This is a genomic window from Idiomarina sp., from assembly GCF_019431395.1.
In the GTDB taxonomy this organism is placed as follows: domain Bacteria; phylum Pseudomonadota; class Gammaproteobacteria; order Enterobacterales; family Alteromonadaceae; genus Idiomarina.
Map to the genome: position 1 here is coordinate 628,177 of NZ_CP080268.1, position 16,411 is coordinate 644,587.

The 16,411-nt window shown below is 49.6% G+C and carries 15 protein-coding genes; 12 read left to right on the forward strand and 3 right to left on the reverse strand.

What is annotated here, in order from left to right; genetic code table 11:
* The first annotated feature begins 15 nt into the window (after positions 1 to 15).
* From KZ771_RS03100 to KZ771_RS03110, 3 genes are read left to right on the forward strand one after another with little or no spacing between them, the layout of a single operon-like run.
* Complete coding sequence (locus KZ771_RS03100) at positions 16 to 1,254, forward strand: lipoprotein-releasing ABC transporter permease subunit (RefSeq protein ID WP_290654323.1); 1,239 nt, start codon at positions 16 to 18, stop codon at positions 1,252 to 1,254.
* Positions 1,247 to 1,948 (forward strand): lipoprotein-releasing ABC transporter ATP-binding protein LolD, encoded by a 702-nt coding sequence (gene lolD / locus KZ771_RS03105; protein ID WP_290654324.1) that lies wholly within the window; start codon positions 1,247 to 1,249, stop codon positions 1,946 to 1,948. Before KZ771_RS03100 ends, lolD begins: the two co-directional genes overlap by 8 nt.
* On the forward strand, positions 1,942 to 3,183 hold the full coding sequence (locus tag KZ771_RS03110; RefSeq protein ID WP_133539300.1) for a lipoprotein-releasing ABC transporter permease subunit: 1,242 nt from the start codon (positions 1,942 to 1,944) through the stop codon (positions 3,181 to 3,183). Before lolD ends, KZ771_RS03110 begins: the two co-directional genes overlap by 7 nt.
* On the opposite strand, the gene KZ771_RS03115 is transcribed toward KZ771_RS03110, so the two are convergent.
* Positions 3,180 to 3,695, reverse strand: coding sequence for a DUF2062 domain-containing protein (locus tag KZ771_RS03115; protein ID WP_133539299.1), 516 nt, complete (start codon positions 3,693 to 3,695; stop codon positions 3,180 to 3,182). The genes KZ771_RS03110 and KZ771_RS03115 overlap by 4 nt on opposite strands.
* Before the next feature lie 83 nt (positions 3,696 to 3,778).
* Here KZ771_RS03115 and KZ771_RS03120 point away from each other — a divergent pair, with 83 nt between their 5' ends.
* From KZ771_RS03120 to kdsB, 5 genes are read left to right on the forward strand one after another with little or no spacing between them, the layout of a single operon-like run.
* Positions 3,779 to 6,019 (forward strand): DNA internalization-related competence protein ComEC/Rec2, encoded by a 2,241-nt coding sequence (locus KZ771_RS03120; protein ID WP_290654325.1) that lies wholly within the window; start codon positions 3,779 to 3,781, stop codon positions 6,017 to 6,019.
* Between the two features lie 58 nt (positions 6,020 to 6,077).
* Positions 6,078 to 7,823, forward strand: a complete 1,746-nt coding sequence (msbA, locus tag KZ771_RS03125; RefSeq protein WP_290654326.1) for a lipid A export permease/ATP-binding protein MsbA — start codon at positions 6,078 to 6,080, stop codon at positions 7,821 to 7,823.
* Between the two features lie 3 nt (positions 7,824 to 7,826).
* Positions 7,827 to 8,804: a tetraacyldisaccharide 4'-kinase gene (lpxK, locus tag KZ771_RS03130; protein ID WP_290654327.1), complete on the forward strand. Its 978-nt coding sequence runs from the start codon at positions 7,827 to 7,829 to the stop codon at positions 8,802 to 8,804.
* A 9-nt stretch (positions 8,805 to 8,813) separates the two neighbouring features.
* Positions 8,814 to 9,011: a Trm112 family protein gene (locus KZ771_RS03135; protein WP_290654328.1), complete on the forward strand. Its 198-nt coding sequence runs from the start codon at positions 8,814 to 8,816 to the stop codon at positions 9,009 to 9,011.
* Complete coding sequence (gene kdsB, locus KZ771_RS03140; protein ID WP_290654329.1) at positions 9,008 to 9,775, forward strand: 3-deoxy-manno-octulosonate cytidylyltransferase; 768 nt, start codon at positions 9,008 to 9,010, stop codon at positions 9,773 to 9,775. Before KZ771_RS03135 ends, kdsB begins: the two co-directional genes overlap by 4 nt.
* Here kdsB and KZ771_RS03145 read toward each other — a convergent pair.
* Both KZ771_RS03145 and gltA read right to left on the reverse strand, forming a co-directional pair.
* Positions 9,772 to 11,118, reverse strand: a complete 1,347-nt coding sequence (locus KZ771_RS03145; protein WP_290654330.1) for a lysine 2,3-aminomutase — start codon at positions 11,116 to 11,118, stop codon at positions 9,772 to 9,774. The genes kdsB and KZ771_RS03145 overlap by 4 nt on opposite strands.
* A 352-nt stretch (positions 11,119 to 11,470) precedes the next feature.
* Positions 11,471 to 12,751, reverse strand: coding sequence for a citrate synthase (gene gltA, locus KZ771_RS03150; RefSeq protein WP_133539292.1), 1,281 nt, complete (start codon positions 12,749 to 12,751; stop codon positions 11,471 to 11,473).
* Between the two features lie 364 nt (positions 12,752 to 13,115).
* Between gltA and sdhC the strand changes: the two genes are divergently transcribed.
* From sdhC to KZ771_RS03170, 4 genes are read left to right on the forward strand one after another with little or no spacing between them, the layout of a single operon-like run.
* Positions 13,116 to 13,490 carry a succinate dehydrogenase, cytochrome b556 subunit gene (gene sdhC / locus KZ771_RS03155; RefSeq protein WP_133539291.1) on the forward strand — a complete coding sequence of 125 codons (375 nt, stop codon included), beginning with the start codon at positions 13,116 to 13,118 and terminating at the stop codon, positions 13,488 to 13,490.
* On the forward strand, positions 13,484 to 13,831 hold the full coding sequence (gene sdhD / locus KZ771_RS03160) for a succinate dehydrogenase, hydrophobic membrane anchor protein (RefSeq protein ID WP_133539290.1): 348 nt from the start codon (positions 13,484 to 13,486) through the stop codon (positions 13,829 to 13,831). Before sdhC ends, sdhD begins: the two co-directional genes overlap by 7 nt.
* Positions 13,832 to 15,598 (forward strand): succinate dehydrogenase flavoprotein subunit, encoded by a 1,767-nt coding sequence (gene sdhA / locus KZ771_RS03165; RefSeq protein ID WP_290573537.1) that lies wholly within the window; start codon positions 13,832 to 13,834, stop codon positions 15,596 to 15,598. It abuts the gene before it with no gap.
* Between the two features lie 9 nt (positions 15,599 to 15,607).
* Positions 15,608 to 16,321, forward strand: coding sequence for a succinate dehydrogenase iron-sulfur subunit (locus KZ771_RS03170; RefSeq protein WP_133539288.1), 714 nt, complete (start codon positions 15,608 to 15,610; stop codon positions 16,319 to 16,321).
* Positions 16,322 to 16,411 lie beyond the last annotated feature (90 nt).

Here is a 16,411-nt window from a genome sequence, read left to right on the forward strand (position 1 = left end):
GATTTTGAGAGGCTGATGTTTCGACCGGTTACGCTGTTTCTGGCCTGGCGTTATGGCAGGGCACAAAAGAGCTCGGCTTTTACCCGATTTATTAACCGGTTCGCCCTCGGCGGCATTGCGCTGGGTATCATGGCGTTGGTGGTGGTAATGTCGGTAATGAATGGCTTCGAAAGCGAACTAAAGAACCGTATTCTGGGCGCGGTACCGCAGGTTAGTCTGGTTAAATCACACCCCTTAACAGACTGGCGTCAAGCCCGGCAGGCGCTGCCGGCTCACGCTCACGTGCAACAATCATTGCCACTGGTGCAGACACAAGCGGTATTGCAAGGCCGCACAGATATGGTGGTGGTAGCCGCTCGTGGACGTTTAGCAAGTTCTGAACCATCAGGGGCAGATTCCGGACTACCTGAACGCTTAACGTCATCGTTGCGGGCAGGAGACTGGCAAAGTCTGAAACAGGGCAATTACAATATCGTTTTAGGGCAGGGAGTGGCTAATAAATTAGGCGTCACCCTGGGCGACAGTGTACGCCTTATCACTGCAGAAGGCGCGGTTTACACGCCATTCGGTATGGTCCCTGCGCAACGACAATTCCGCGTCAGCGGTATTTTTTCATTACAGTCAGAGGTTGATAACGGCCTGGTGGTGACAGCTGCCGGCGATCTCAATCGGCTAATGCGAAGACCGGCAGAATCGGTACAGGGCTTTCAACTGCAGTTAGATGACGCTTTTGCTGCGCCCGGGGTTGCGGCTGACTTTCGTCAGGCAACGGATTATCAGGTAACGGACTGGCGCGAACAGTTTGGTCAGTTATTTGATGCGGTAGCGATGGAAAAACGCATGATGTGGTTAATGTTGGCACTCATTATAGCCGTCGCCGCGTTTAATACGCTGTCTGCATTGGTTATGGTCATCAATGAAAAACGCCAGGATATAGCCATTTTACAAACCTTAGGGCTGTCGCAGGCACAGGTGCGCCGGGTATTCCTGTTACAAGGCAGCTATAACGGCATACTGGGCACACTGGTTGGGGTAAGCGCCGGGCTGGCCGTTAGTTATTATCTTGATAGCATCCTGCTGGCTCTGGGCATAAATCTTATGGCGATTAGCCCCGCCGGACTGCCCGTTGTTATCGAGCCGGTACATGTTATTACCGTCGCGGTGGCGTCATTAATTTTATGTTTGGCGGCTAGTGTTTACCCGGCATTAGTGGCAGCAAAGACTCAACCTTCGGAGGCGTTGCGCTATGACTAAGGTGTTATTGCAGGGGCAACACATTAATAAAGTCTATGATGACGGAAGTGGTCAGGTTCAAGTGTTAAACGACGTGGACTTTACCATTGATGCTGCCGAAATGGTTGCGATTGTTGGTGCGTCGGGGTCGGGCAAAAGTACCTTGATGCACATCTTGGCGGGTTTGGATCGGCCAACCTCAGGCGCGGTGCTATTTGACGGTCAGGACGTGACGCGATGGTCTGCATCGCAACTGGCGAAGTGGCGCAACCAGAACGTCGGTTTTGTTTATCAGTTTCATCATTTATTACCTGAGTTCAATGCGCTGGAAAACGTTGCCATGCCCCTGCTGATACAAGGTCGGCCAACCGCAGAAGCAAAACAACGTGCGACTGAATTGCTCGAGCGGGTGGGTCTGGCACATCGCCTGGAACATCGTCCCGCACAACTATCCGGCGGCGAACGGCAAAGGGTTGCGGTTGCCAGAGCGTTTGCTAACCGACCTAAATTGGTCATTGCTGATGAACCCACGGGCAACCTGGATGGAGAAACCGCAGAGGCCGTTTACCAACTTATGCTGGAATTGAATCGAGAACAGGGTACGGCATTCATTATCGTGACCCACGATGAACATCTGGCCGCTCAATTACAGCGTACTGAACGATTAAGCCGCGGCCACTTGGTGACAGATGTACATGAGGATGCGCCGTGTTAAGTTGGATACTGGCGCGTCGTTTTCGGGGCCAAAGTAAACAGACCGGATTTCTTTCTTTTATTTCGGCGTCATCAACGCTGGGAATTGTGTTGGGTTGTGCGGTTTTAATTACTGCGTTATCTATGATGAACGGTTTTCAATCAGCGCTGCAGGACCAACTACTGCGCGTGGTTCCGCATGTTGAGTACCAGCGTGTAGAAGGTGAATTCGATGACTGGCAAGCGATTGCTGATATCATTAGTCGTGACCCTGAGGTTTTAGAGGTAACACCGGTCATTCAGCAAACAGCCATGGTGCAGGTTGGTAACACCTTTAAAGGTGTTGTGTTGCAGGGCATTGCTGAACCTCGTTCAACGCCCGATAAACTAAGCGGCGTTTATGATTTTATCTCCCCACAGGCGCTATCCTCACTCTATGCAACACCGTCGAGTGTTGTGCTGGGACGTGGACTGGCTGAGGATCTGGGCGTTGAGGTGGGAGACGCGTTGACCATGCTGGTAGCGCAACACCAGGAACAGGCGTTTCAGGCACCCAAGCGACACCGTCTAACCGTGGTGGGGTTATTTGAATTTGGTGGTGAAATAGACCATCAGAATGCTTACACCTCATTAGAAACGGCCAGAACGCTGGCCTCAATACCCAGTGGAGTTAGCGGAATTCGTTTGCGCGTGGCCGATGTATTCAACGCCGACCAAGTAGCTCAGCGGGTGGGTAACCAGTTGCCGGTTTTGGTTTATGTCAGTCACTGGATGCGGACGCATGGGCATTTGTATCGCGATATTGAATTAGTGCGTACTGTTATTTACCTGGTGCTGGTACTGGTCATGGCGGTGGCCTGTTTTAATATCGTTTCGACCCTGGTGCTGACGGTTACTAAAAAACAGTCGCAGATTGCGATGTTAAAAACCATGGGGCTAAGAGACAGCAAAATCATACTTACATTTGTCTGGCAGGGATTGCAAAACGGGCTTGTTGGTGTGTTCTGGGGTGCTCTGTTGGGTATTGGTTTGGCCTGGAGTTTACCGGATATTATGGCGATATTAGAATCGGTTTTTGCCATGAAAATTCTGGATGATGATGTCTATTTTGTCAGCCGCATACCCTCTGAACTGCAGCTGAAAGATGTTGCCCTGGTAACCGGTGTCGCCTTACTGATGAGCTTGTTGGCAACCTTGTATCCGGCGTGGCGAGCCACCCGTGTACAACCTGCCCGGGCATTACATAGCAGTCACTAACGACGAGCGCCGGGGCGACGGCGCCAGGCTTTGACCACCGATTGCCGCCAGAGCAAACGGATGCCCAAATAACCGCTGACACTGGCAAGCGTTCCTAACACTAAACAACCAGTAATGAGAGCCGGGCCAATAGTGGAGATACTGCCTATCAACCACTCCCAGCTCAATTCAAAGGTAAAAGGATGCGGGGGCGCCGATAATAGCCAGTTACCCAGCCGGTAGCACAAATAAAATAACGGCGGCATGGTAATGGGATTAGAAATCCAGACTAACCCGACTGACAACGGCAAATTGACCCGAAAAATGATTGCCGCGGCGGCGGCCAGCAACATTTGAAAAGGCACCGGAATAAAAGCGGTAAACAAACCAACTGCAAAGGCTCCGGAGGCAGAGCGACGGTTCAAATGCCATAAGTTGCCATCGTGCAACAAACTGCCGAACAGTTTAATTGCTCGCGAGCGTCGGATTTTGTCGTGATCCGGCATCATTTTTTTAATGACCCGTCGAGCCATGCACCTACCTGTTACTAATTGATGACCACTGATCAGGAGCAACGATGGACCGTTGTCTACTCATTTTTATTGCGGGAGTCGCAATGAGTTTATACCTGCCGACTTCCGGAACCGCCACCTGGGCGGTGGTTGCCAGTGTTCTGGCGTTGGCAATAGGTACTATGTTACCGCCTGCACGGTTTGTTGCAACCGCGATTGTGGCGCTATTTTGCGGTATTGGGGTAGTAACTGCAAATTTAAATTCTTATGCTGAACGCAGTGCGCAGTTGACTGATTTGGAAGGGGCACAGCAGGTAACTGTAAGGGTTGTCGAAATTCCCCGACACTACCCGCACTACACACGTTTTGTCGTCGAGTTGATTGATGGCGATGAGGAAAATTCGTTGCCGCACGGTAAGCTTCTGCTCAGCTGGTATGGTGATCGTGCGAAACAGGTTGGCTTAGGGCAAACATGGCGATTTACGGTATCGCTTAAACGCTTTAAAAATTATTGGAATGAGGGCAGTCGCGACTATCTGGCAGCCATGCAGCGCCAGAATATTATCGCACGGGGCTCAGTTAAAACCAGTGAACTGATCGCCAACGCCAGCAATATTCGCGCCCGCCTGGTACGCACCTTTAATGCTCTTGATAGTCCACACGCTGGTGTGCTGGCGGCGCTTGCAATCGGTGTGCGCGAACTGTTGAGCGAGCAGCAGCGCAACCAATGGCAGTCTGCTGGCTTAATGCATGCGCTGGCAATTTCGGGGTTACACCTGAGTTTAGTGGGTTGGGCCGGTCTGATTCTCGGGCGCGTAGGGGTGTCGCGTTTGTTACCGATAATAAGGCCCGGGATGGCGTTGGAACAGCAGTCGGTGCAGGCGTTGAGCTGGCTGTTGGCGTTGTTAATTGCGGCGGCATACGCTTGGTTAGCTGATTTTTCAATTGCTACGGTTAGAGCCTTAATCATGTTTGCCGTCGTTGTTTTACACCGGCTGGTTGCAGTGCACGTCACGCCTGCTCAACTGTTATTACGCACGGTGGCGCTGCTGTTGTTAGTTGATCCACTGGCACTACTGGACGCCGGTTTTTGGCTATCGGTAACGGCGTTGTTTACCATTCTGACCACGCTGTGGCGCTGGCGACACCGCCCTCAATCATCTAAAACCCTGGCTCTGCTGCGACTACAATGTATGTTTTTGTTGGTCATGGCGCCGCTGTCACTGCATTGGTTTGGCGGGGTTTCATTGGTAGCTCCGTTAACTAATTTAATACTGTTACCAGTGATCAGCTTGTGGATGCTGCCATTGACCTTGATTGGGACGGTCGCAGAAATTTCGTTTGCTCATCAGTTTGCTGACAACTTGTGGTATCTGGCTACGCTGCCTTTGTCCCTTGCGGCCCCCTTGTTAAAAGTCATAACGCAGTGGTCGTGGAGTTGGTGGCAACCGCCAATTGAGCTGCCGGTCTACGTGCTGTTTTTGTTACTTTTGCTGGTGCTGTTGCCGCTATCGAGTCGGTTATTAAAACTAGTCCTGCTGACAACGCTACCACTGACATTACTGGCGTTTTATCAAAGCCGAACACGGGGTGAGTCTTTATTTGTGCATGTGTTGGACGTCGGTCAGGCGCAGGCTGTGGTAGTTGAGCGACAAGGGCGAGCCTGGCTTATTGATACCGGCAATAGCTATGGCAGTGGCTATAGTTTGGCCGCTACAGTCATTGAACCATTTTTGCAGTACCGACAACTGCAACTTGAAGGGATCTGGGTTAGCCATAGTGACCGCGATCACAGTGGTGGGTTAGCGTATTTGAAGCAACATTACAGCCAGGTCAGTCGCTTTGGTGCACTAACCCGACAGCCTTGTGAACAGGGCATGCAGGGCCGCTGGAATGATATCCAGTGGCAGGTATTATGGCCGCGACGGGATCACGCCATTACCAAGTCGAATGACCAATCCTGTGTAATGGTACTGCAGTATAAAAACTTCCGACTCTTACTACCCGGCGACATTGAGTTTGCGGCTGAGCGAAAAATTGCTGAGTCAGTCGGTTTTCCCGCCGTCGATGTGTTAGTTGCTGCGCACCACGGCAGCAAAACCTCCAGTGGTTGGCTAATGCTAAAACAAACGCGACCGTCATTGATACTCATGAGTAACGGTGAGCACAAAGGCTTTAATTTTCCGCACCGTTACACCGTAAGCCGTTTTAATCATATGCAAAGGCCATGGTTTAACAGCAAAGATGTAGGCCAAATGACGGTGGTAAGTGATGGCTCCCGCTGGCGGTTAAGGTTGCCTTTTGCCGCAAAACGTCAACGACGCCTGTATCAGACACATGACTAGCCACCAGTACCATAAAACGGGTAGAATGCGGGGGTATTTAGCAACTTATCGAGACTGCATGGACTCTCAGAGTTTAAAAAAGAAAACGTTTAAACGTTTACTGAGTTATATAAAGCCTTACAAACTTACCTTTGCCATTGCGATTTTAGGAATGGTTGGTTTTTCCGCTGTCGATACGTGGTTTTTCTCGCAAATCAAAACACTTATCGATGATGGTTTAGGCCAGGGTAACTCCCGCATCCTGTTTATCGGTGGCTTGATCGTACCGGTATTTTTTATCATTCGCGGCCTGTTTAATGTCGCCAGCAACTACTTTCTCAACTACGTCGGTTTTAAAGTGGTTACGCGTATGCGGCAGCAGTTATTTGACCATTTGCTAAAGGTGCCGGTTTCATTTCATGACCAGCACTCGACCGGCGAAATGATATCGAAGATTACTTACGACACCCAGCAGGTGGCAGAAGCGACCAGCCGGGCGGTGTTAGTACTGGTCAAAGATGGTGCGTTTGTGATCGGTTTATTGGGTTTGATGTTTTATCACAGTTGGCAGTTGTCGCTGGTGTTTTTGGTGGTCGGGCCGTTAATCGCGAAGATTGTCGGAATCGTCTCTAAACGTTTCCGTATAGTTAGCAGTCGTATTCAAACCGCGATGGGTAACGTTACCACTACCGCAGAACAAATGATTAACGGGCACAAAGTTGTGGTCATGCACGAAGGGCAAAAAGTCGAATCAAAACGTTTTGCCGACATTAATAACAACACCCGCAATCAAAACATGAAGCTGGTAAATACCCGCGCTATCAGCACCTCAATTATTCAGTTTATTGCGTCGCTTAGCCTCGCCATGGTGCTGATTTTAGCAAGCTTCCCGGAAATGCTGGAGAAACTCTCGCCGGGCGCATTTACCACCTTGTTAACCGCGATGATCATGTTGTTGCGTCCCCTTAAGCAGCTAACCAATATTAACAGTGATTTCCAGCGTGGAATTGCCGCTGCGGCCAGCGTTTTTGATGTGCTGGATACGGCTGTTGAGGTTGATAATGGTACCCGCCAGTTAAACCGGGCGCATGGCAATATCGAATTTAAAAACGTGACCTTTAGTTATAAAGAGGGTGACGAGCCAGCACTACAAGACATTAACTTTAACTTGAACGAGGGCAAAACCATTGCCTTAGTTGGACGCTCCGGTAGCGGTAAGTCGACGATCTCCAGTCTGTTAACCCGCTTTTATGACGTTAACGAAGGCGAGATCCTACTCGATGGGCACAACGTTCAGGACTACAAATTAAAAAGCTTGCGGCGCCAATACGCATTGGTATCGCAACACGTCACTTTATTTAACGATAGCATAGCTAATAATATTGCCTATGGCGCTGCTAAAACGGTATCGCGCGACGATATCATCAACGCCGCTGAGCAGGCTTATGTAACCGAGTTCACTGACAATATGCCACAAGGGCTGGATACCATTGTTGGTGAAAACGGCGTGATGTTATCAGGCGGTCAGCGACAGCGGATTGCGATTGCGCGGGCGTTGCTGCAGGATGCGCCAATTTTGATTTTGGATGAGGCGACATCGGCGCTGGATACCGAGTCTGAGCGTCATATCCAACAGGCGCTTGGTGCGCTTCGAAAAGATCGTACGTCGCTGGTTATTGCACACCGGTTATCGACTATTGAAAACGCTGACGAGATACTGGTAATGGATAGTGGGCGTATTATCGAACGCGGTAATCATCAACAATTATTGCAACAAGAAGGCGCTTATTATCAGCTTTACAACTTGCAGTTTAGCGGGGTGTAATTGATGTGGCTTCAGCATCGTTGGTACGACAAGCGGTTACATCCGTTGTTGTATCTTTTAACGCCGCTATCACTGCTGTTTTGGCTGGTTACTAACCTGCGTCGCTCGTTATATCGATTCCGCATTTTAAAGATGCATAAAGCCCCGGTTCCCGTGATCGTGGTCGGCAATCTTAGTGTCGGCGGCACCGGTAAAACGCCGTTGACGCTGGCGCTGGTCGAGTACTTGAAAGCGCAGGGCTATCATCCGGGTATTGTCAGCCGTGGCTACGGCGCAAACACGAGTTTTCCCCATACGGTCAGCGCAGGCGACTCTGCGCAGACTGTTGGCGACGAACCCTTAATGATCAAGCGCAAGGCACAATGCCCTGTGGTGATATCACCGGATCGGCCTGCGGCGATCAAAGCCTTATGCAATTCGGACGCGTCGGTGGATGTGATTGTCAGCGATGACGGGCTGCAGCATTATGCTATGCAGCGTGATATCGAATTGATTTTAATTGATGCCGAACGTGGTGTGGGTAACGGCTGGCTATTGCCGTGTGGACCGCTACGTGAGGGACCATGGCGCCTTAAAGGGGCTGAGTGGGTTATATCATTGTATGCTCAGCACCCCTTCGCGCAATACGTGTGTGAAGTTGAACCAACGGGTTGGCGACGCGTTATCGACGATGCAGAGGCGGAGCCGCCGAGTGAGGATTGCTATGCGTTAGCCGGTATTGGTAATCCGCACCGATTCTTTCATGGACTGAGGCAACAGGGTATTAGCCCGCTTGAGTGTGTCGAGTTTCCTGATCATCACCAGTACCGAGCTGAGGATTTAACCCGTTTTGGTGAAAAACCGGTATTAATGACAGAAAAAGACGCGGCCAAATGCCGTGACTTTGCGCGTGAGAATTGGTTTTATCAGCCTATTGCCGCGAAGCTACCAGACGCTTTGTGCGCTAAACTGGAACAACGCTTACGAAAACTTGCTGCCTGAGGAAATAAGATGACGATTGATGCAAGCTTATTAGAAGTCATTGCCTGCCCGAACTGTAAGGGCAAATTAATTTTTGCAGAACAGAATAATGAGTTGGTTTGCCGTGGTGAACGCCTGGCCTATCCGATTGATGAGGGCATACCGGTATTAATTGCCGATCGCGCGCGCAGTCTGGATACCGACGAACTGGAGCAGGTGCAAAAATGAGCTTTACCGTAATAGTACCCGCACGTTATCAGTCGTCACGCTTGCCGGGTAAACCATTAGCCGACATCAACGGAAAACCTATGGTGCAGCACGTGGTAGAGCGGGCAGAGCAAAGTGGTGCCGCAGAAGTCATTGTGGCAACTGATGATGTCAGAATTAAAGACGTGGTGGAGAGTTTTGGCGGACGCGCGATGATGACAGGCTCTGATCATCAGTCAGGAACTGAGCGGTTAGCCGAAGTTATTGAGCATTTAGCGCTGGCCGAAGACGAAATCGTGGTGAACGTGCAGGGTGACGAGCCTTTTATACCACCAGAGATTATTCGCCAGGTTGCCGACAACTTAGCTAATCAGCGGCAAGCGCCAATGGCAACGCTGTCGGTGCCGATTGACGAGAGTAGCGATATTTTTAACCCTAACGTGGTTAAAGTGGTGCGGGATGCGGCGGGCTATGCGTTGTACTTTAGTCGCGCTGCTATTCCGTGGGATCGTGAGCATTTTAATGCTGACCGTACTGCAGAAACATTACGGCCGGATGTCTACCATCGTCACATTGGCATTTATGCGTATAGAGCTGGATTTGTGCGGCGTTATATCGAGTGGCCGGCATCGCCGCTTGAGCAGCTGGAGTCATTAGAGCAATTGCGGGTGTTGTGGAATGGTGAACGGATCCATGTTGCTGAAGCGATTAAAACACCGTTAGCCGGCATTGATACGCCGGAAGACCTGGAGGCCGCCCGGCGTTTAAGCAGCGATGGTGCCTAGTCCATCGCTGACATGTTGGCGTATTCGTCTTCAAAGAAGAATTTTTCTTCACCGAAAGCCGGTTTTAAGTGATGTAGCCAGGTCGCATCAGGGTCGTACTTAGCAAAGAATGGACGCTGCACCCAGTCCGGGTTGCGACCCTGAATAAAGCGCAGTGCGAAAACTTTTTCACCGGCGATCTCAGTGACGCCCTGAATCTCCACCTTACCAGGTCCGGCACTCATTGACGGACCCCGCACGGTACGGGCAATACCGGAAACCTGTTGGTACGCCTTCTGGAATATTTCCCAGGTGCGTTCTAACGGCACTTCAAAGTAACGCTTCGCTCCGGTATCTCGTTCAACAAACATGTAGTACGGAATCATGCCCAGACTGACTTGTTTTTGCCACATCTCGGCCCATACATCCGGGTCATCGTTAATGTGCTGTAACAAGGGTGCCTGACAACGAATTTGTACGCCAGTACTGCGCAAACGGCGGATCGCTTCCTGACAAACTTCGGTGCGCAATTCGTTGTGGTGGTTTAAGTGCGCCATAATGGAAATATGTTTACCGCCATTAACCAGCTTCTCTAATAGACGCAGTAAGTCGTCAGCATCCGGGTCGGTGATAAAACGATAGGGCCAAAACGTCAGCGCTTTGGTGCCTATGCGGATGGTTTTAATATGCTGAAACTCGGGCTTGAGCAGGTCTTCCAGGTAATGTTGAAGCTTGCGCGTGCGCATTACCATAGGGTCACCGCCGGTAACCAGTAAGTCGGTTACTTCTTTGTGCTGTGCTAAATAACGGTGTAACTGATCGGCATCATTAGAATTAAATCGGGTTGCCTTACCGACAAACTGGGCCCAGCGGAAGCAGAATGTGCAATAAGAGTGGCAGTACTGGCCCTGTGCGGGAAAAAACAATACCGTTTCGCGGTATTTGTGTTGCATCCCGGGTAACGGCTCTCCGTCAACGTGCGGAACGTTCATCTGCATTTGTCCGGCAGGGTGCGGGTTCATTTCCTGCCGCAGTTGTGTCGCCAGATCAAACACCTCGTTGGTGCTGTGTTTGCCGGACATCAAATCAGCCATGCGCTGGAACGCACTCGGCTCTAACATATCCTTTTGCGGAAAGGTCAGTTGAAACAGCGGATCATTAGGTACATTTTCCCAATCAATGAGCTCGTTGAAAACATATTCATTAACCCGAAAGGGCAGCACATTGGCTACAACTTTCATTTCGAAGCGCATATCTTCAGGCACTTTGTTCAGTGCTTCAATTTTGTCCAACTGGCGATGTTGGTAAACTTTGAAGCGACGCGGAGTAATGACGGGTTCCTGTACGTTGACTACTTGCTGCATAAGCCTCTCTGTTTCGTTATTCTCTAAAATTGCGCTGTATTATAATTAAATCGAAGCGATATTGCACGAAAACAGTGCGATAGAATAGTTTGATGTCGAATGATTATAAGCCGTTGAAGGAGGTCCGGAGGGGGGATGTGGCTGGGGTATTTGAACCCTGTTTGCGAAAGACGCCCGTGAACCCATCCCTGGGGGGCTTGACTGGCGCCATCCATGGCGCCAGACACTTTCTCAAACAGGGCTTCAAATCCCCTTGTCGCCGCATCCACCCCGAACCTCCTTCAGCTTATATTGCGGCACGCAGACATAAAAAAAGCGCCCGCGTGGGCGCTTTTTAAAAGTAAGGTGAATTTTACTTTTTGATTGGGTCGAATTTGCGTTCGGTGTGGCCTGTGTAAAGCTGACGAGGACGGCCGATCTTCTGGCTCTTCTCGCTCATCATTTCGTGCCAATGAGATACCCAGCCTACTGTGCGAGATAATGCAAAGATTACCGTGAACATGTTAGTTGGGATACCGATCGCTTTTAGTACGATGCCTGAGTAGAAGTCTACGTTCGGGAACAACTTTTTCTCGATAAAGTAGTCGTCTTCCAGAGCAATACGTTCCAGCTCCATTGCAACATCCAATAATGGATCGTCGCGGTTTAGCTCTTTCAGTACTTCGTGGCAAGACTCACGCATTACTGTAGCGCGCGGGTCAGTGTTTTTGTAAACACGGTGACCAAAGCCCATCAGACGGAACGGGTCGTTTTTGTCTTTAGCTTTTTCGATGTACTTAGGAATATTCTCTACCGAACCAATTTCTGCCAGCATGCGCAGGCAAGCTTCGTTAGCACCGCCGTGAGCAGGACCCCACAGAGAAGCAACACCGGCTGCGATACATGCATACGGGTTAGCACCTGATGAACCGGCCAAACGCACAGTTGAGGTTGATGCGTTTTGCTCGTGGTCCGCATGCAGGATAAAGATACGATCCATTGCCTTGGCAACTGCCGGGCTGATTTCGTAATCTTCTGCAGGTACCGAGAACATCATGTTTAAGAAGTTTTCGGCATAGCCTAAATCGTTGCGCGGATAAACGAACGGTTGGCCAATGCTGAACTTATATGCCATTGCCGCAATAGTCGGGATCTTGGCAATCAGGCGATAGGCACTACGTAAACGTTGGTCCGGGTCATGGATGTCCAGATCATCGTGATAAAACGATGATAAAGCGCCGGTTACTGCACAAAGCATCGCCATTGGGTGAGCATCGCGACGGAAGCCGTTAAAGAAGTTATGCAGACCCTGGTGCACCATAGTGTGCTTGGTAATGGTCTTTTTAAATTCTTGATACTGGTCTGAGCTCGGTGCTTCGCCGTGTAACAGCATGTAGCAAACTTCCAGGTAGTCTGCTTGTGTTGCTAGTTCGCCGATAGGGTACCCACGGTGCAACAACATACCTTGTTCGCCGTCGATGTAGGTGATAGCCGACTCGCAAGAGCCCGTTGCCAGAAAGCCTGGATCAAAGGTGAAATAACCATGTTTTCCAAGAGTGCGGACATCGACTACATCCTTGCCTGCGCTGGGTGACAACACCGGCAGTTCGATTGACTGTCCATCAATCTGTAAGGTGGCTTTACGATCAGCCATAAGGAATTCTCCTTGCTTCTACGTTGATATACTTTTAAAAAGTGCGCTAATTTAACTCGAAAATGGTGCCAAATGTCAATTTTTGTAAAGAGGCGCTTGCGTTAACTCAACCTTTTTATACGGTCAATTGGTTAACTAAAGATTACATTGCGCTGAGGAAATTTAACCGCATTAGACTTTAGTCGCATTTGCTATGGTTTTACTTAAATAATCCAAAAATTGTCTCTTTACGTTACTAGTTTTGTCATTGTAATTGCTTGGCAGGCTAGATATACTCACTGCCGTCGAGGTAGCATTTGGACTCTATCGATGCGCCGGGCATTCTTTTACATTTCTTTACTGCTTTATTAAAAGGCAATCTATCGTGAAAAAAGAAAGACCTGTAAATTTAGATTTATCAACCATCAAACTTCCTGCCGCTGCCAAAGCATCCATCTTACACCGTGTTTCCGGTGTTGTTATGTTGATTGCACTGGCATTTCTTACCTGGGCATTCGCGACATCGTTGAGTGGTCCGGAAGGCTTCATGCAAATCGAAAGCTTAATGACTGGCTTTATCGCTAAGTTCATTGGCTGGGGTATTTTGACAGCGTTAGGATTCCATATAATTCTTGGCATTCGTCACTGGGTGATGGACTTAGGCTACTGGGAAGAGCTCGAATCGGGCCGCAGCAGTGCTAACATCGCTATCGTACTGTCGATTGTCTGGGCAGTTTTGGTAGGAGTATGGTTATGGTAAACGCAGCTGGAACATTCGGACGTAGCGGCTCGCATGACTACATCTTATTGCGCGCTTCATCCGTTATCATCTTTTTATTCTCTCTGTTTATGGCAGGTTTCTTCGTATCAACTGCGGATGTCACCTACGCAAACTGGAGCGGATTGTTCTCTAATGTGTGGATGAAAGTGTTCACATTATTAACCCTGACGGCAGTGCTGATCCATGGTTGGATTGGAATTTGGCAGGTACTGACGGACTATGTAAAGGCGTCAGGCGTACGTGCTTTCATTCAATTCGTGTTCAGCGTCGGTTTAATCGTCGTTTGGCTCACTGGCTTGTTTGTACTGTGGGGTGTTTAAGTGAACGTTAAAACTCTAGAATTTGATGCAGTGGTTATCGGTGCCGGCGGTGCAGGCATGCGAGCGGCGCTGCAAATTTCCCAAGAGGGAATGAGCTGTGCGTTGATGTCGAAAGTGTTTCCAACGCGCTCACATACAGTTTCTGCGCAAGGTGGTATTACCGTTGCTTTAGGTAATGCTCACGAGGACGATTGGCAATGGCACATGTTTGATACCGTTAAAGGTTCAGACTACATCGGTGACCAGGATGCAATCGAGTATATGTGTAAGGCAGGTCCTGAAGCCATTTTAGAAATGGAAAACATGGGATTGCCTTTCTCGCGCTTCGAAAACGGTAAAATTTACCAACGCCCGTTTGGTGGTCAGTCGAAAGAATTCGGCGGCGAGCAAGCGGCACGTACTGCGGCAGCAGCTGACCGTACTGGTCACGCACTGTTGCATCTGCTATATCAGCAGAACGTAAAAAATAAGACCACGGTATTTTCTGAGTGGTATGCACTGGATATCGTGAAGAACCAAGACGGTGCGGTTTGTGGTGTAACGACCATGAACATCGAAACCGGTGAGGTTTACTTTGTAAAAGCTAAGGCTGTTGTGTTGGCAACCGGTGGTGCAGGGCGTATTTATGCCTCAACCACAAACGCACACATCAATACCGGTGACGGTGTTGGTATGGCATTGCGTGCGGGTGTACCGGTACAAGACATGGAAATGTGGCAGTTCCACCCAACGGGTATCGCCGGTGCTGGCTCTCTGGTAACCGAAGGTTGCCGTGGTGAAGGTGGCTACCTGTTAAATAAAGACGGTGAGCGCTTTATGGAGCGCTACGCACCTAACGCTAAAGATTTGGCATCACGTGACGTGGTTTCACGTGCGATGATGACCGAAATCCGAGAAGGTCGTGGCTGTGAAGGTCCTTGGGGCACACACATCAAACTGAAACTGGATCACTTGGGTAAAGAAACCCTGGAAAGTCGTTTGCCGGGTGTTTGTGATTTATCACGTACCTTCGCACACGTCGATCCGGTTAAAGAACCGATTCCGGTCATTCCAACCTGTCATTACATGATGGGCGGTATTCCTACCGACGTTAACGGTCAGGTACTGAGCGTTGATGATAATGGTCAAACTGCGCATGTACCGGGCTTGTTTGCTTGTGGCGAAATTGCCTGTGTATCAGTGCATGGGGCTAACCGTCTTGGCGGTAACTCGCTACTTGACTTGGTTGTATTCGGACGCGCTACGGGTATGCACCTGGGCGAACATCTGGCAGCTAACGTCGAGGCTCGTGAAGCATCAAGTGATGATGTGGACCAGGCAATGGCTCGTTATAACCGTTGGGAAAGCACCGACAAAGGCGAAGATCCGGCGCAAATCAAGAAAGACTTGCAGCAGTGCATGCAGATGAACTTCTCGGTATTCCGCGAAGGCGACGCAATGCAGGAAGGTCTAAAAGAGCTTCGCGAAATTCGCGAACGTCTGCAAAGTGCACGTCTTGATGACCGTTCGCAGGAGTTCAATACTCAGCGTGTTGAATGTCTTGAGTTAGATAACTTGATGGAAACAGCTTACTCTACGGCAGTTTCGGCATCGTTCCGTACCGAAAGCCGTGGCGCGCACAGCCGTGCTGACTATCCTGACCGTGATGACGAAAACTGGTTGGTTCACACCATTTTCCGTCCAGAGAAAGAAGACATGGTTACGCGTGAAGTCAATATGGCACCTAAGCTGCGTGAAGCTTTCCCTCCGAAAGCTCGTACTTATTAAGGGGGGTTTATGAAAACCTATACGTTCTCAATTTATCGTTATAATCCTGATGTGGACGACAAGCCACACATGAAAGAGTATCAACTGGAAGTTGAAGATAATCAGGATTTAATGGTGCTGGAAGCGCTGATTAAGTTAAAAGAGAAGGATCCAACACTGGCATTCCGTCGTTCGTGTCGTGAAGGTGTTTGTGGTTCTGATGGCATGAATATCAACGGCAAAAACGGCTTGGCATGTATTACTCACTTGTCGTCGTTAAAGTCAGATAAGATCGTTATTCGTCCATTGCCGGGCCTGCCGGTTATTCGCGACTTAATCGTGGATATGAGTCAGTTTTATCAGCAGTACGAAAAGATTAAACCGTATCTGATCAATGACGATAAAACACCACCAGCGCGCGAGCGTCTGCAGTCACCTGAAGACCGTGCTAAGCTTGATGGCCTGTACGAATGTATTTTGTGTGCATGTTGCTCAACTTCATGCCCATCATTCTGGTGGAACCCGGATAAGTTCGTTGGTCCTGCTGGCTTGTTGCATGCGTATCGATTCTTGATCGATAGCCGCGATACGGCGACAGAGGAACGCTTGGACGAGCTGGATGATGCCTTCAGTGTATTCCGTTGTCACGGTATCATGAACTGTGTCAACGTCTGTCCTAAAGGCTTAAACCCGACCAAAGCCATTGGCCACATCAAGTCGATGTTGCTAAGCCGGGCGGTGTAACAGGACAAACGGGTGATGTTGTGAATAGCCATTCTGGATTAGGGTGGCTATTCTTTCATAGTTTGAGCAGAATTTAGTGGAAAGGAAACG

Excerpts from the sequence above, each read along its gene's own strand:
- KZ771_RS03100 (WP_290654323.1), top strand. The coding sequence starts at position 16 with ATGTTTCGACCGGTTACGCTGTTTCTGGCCTGGCGTTATGGCAGGGCA.
- lolD (WP_290654324.1), top strand. The coding sequence starts at position 1,247 with ATGACTAAGGTGTTATTGCAGGGGCAACACATTAATAAAGTCTATGAT.
- KZ771_RS03115 (WP_133539299.1), bottom strand. The coding sequence starts at position 3,695 with ATGGCTCGACGGGTCATTAAAAAAATGATGCCGGATCACGACAAAATC.
- KZ771_RS03120 (WP_290654325.1), top strand. The coding sequence starts at position 3,779 with ATGAGTTTATACCTGCCGACTTCCGGAACCGCCACCTGGGCGGTGGTT.
- msbA (WP_290654326.1), top strand. The coding sequence starts at position 6,078 with ATGGACTCTCAGAGTTTAAAAAAGAAAACGTTTAAACGTTTACTGAGT.
- lpxK (WP_290654327.1), top strand. The coding sequence starts at position 7,827 with ATGTGGCTTCAGCATCGTTGGTACGACAAGCGGTTACATCCGTTGTTG.
- KZ771_RS03135 (WP_290654328.1), top strand. The coding sequence starts at position 8,814 with ATGACGATTGATGCAAGCTTATTAGAAGTCATTGCCTGCCCGAACTGT.
- kdsB (WP_290654329.1), top strand. The coding sequence starts at position 9,008 with ATGAGCTTTACCGTAATAGTACCCGCACGTTATCAGTCGTCACGCTTG.
- KZ771_RS03145 (WP_290654330.1), bottom strand. The coding sequence starts at position 11,118 with ATGCAGCAAGTAGTCAACGTACAGGAACCCGTCATTACTCCGCGTCGC.
- gltA (WP_133539292.1), bottom strand. The coding sequence starts at position 12,751 with ATGGCTGATCGTAAAGCCACCTTACAGATTGATGGACAGTCAATCGAA.
- sdhD (WP_133539290.1), top strand. The coding sequence starts at position 13,484 with ATGGTAAACGCAGCTGGAACATTCGGACGTAGCGGCTCGCATGACTAC.
- KZ771_RS03170 (WP_133539288.1), top strand. The coding sequence starts at position 15,608 with ATGAAAACCTATACGTTCTCAATTTATCGTTATAATCCTGATGTGGAC.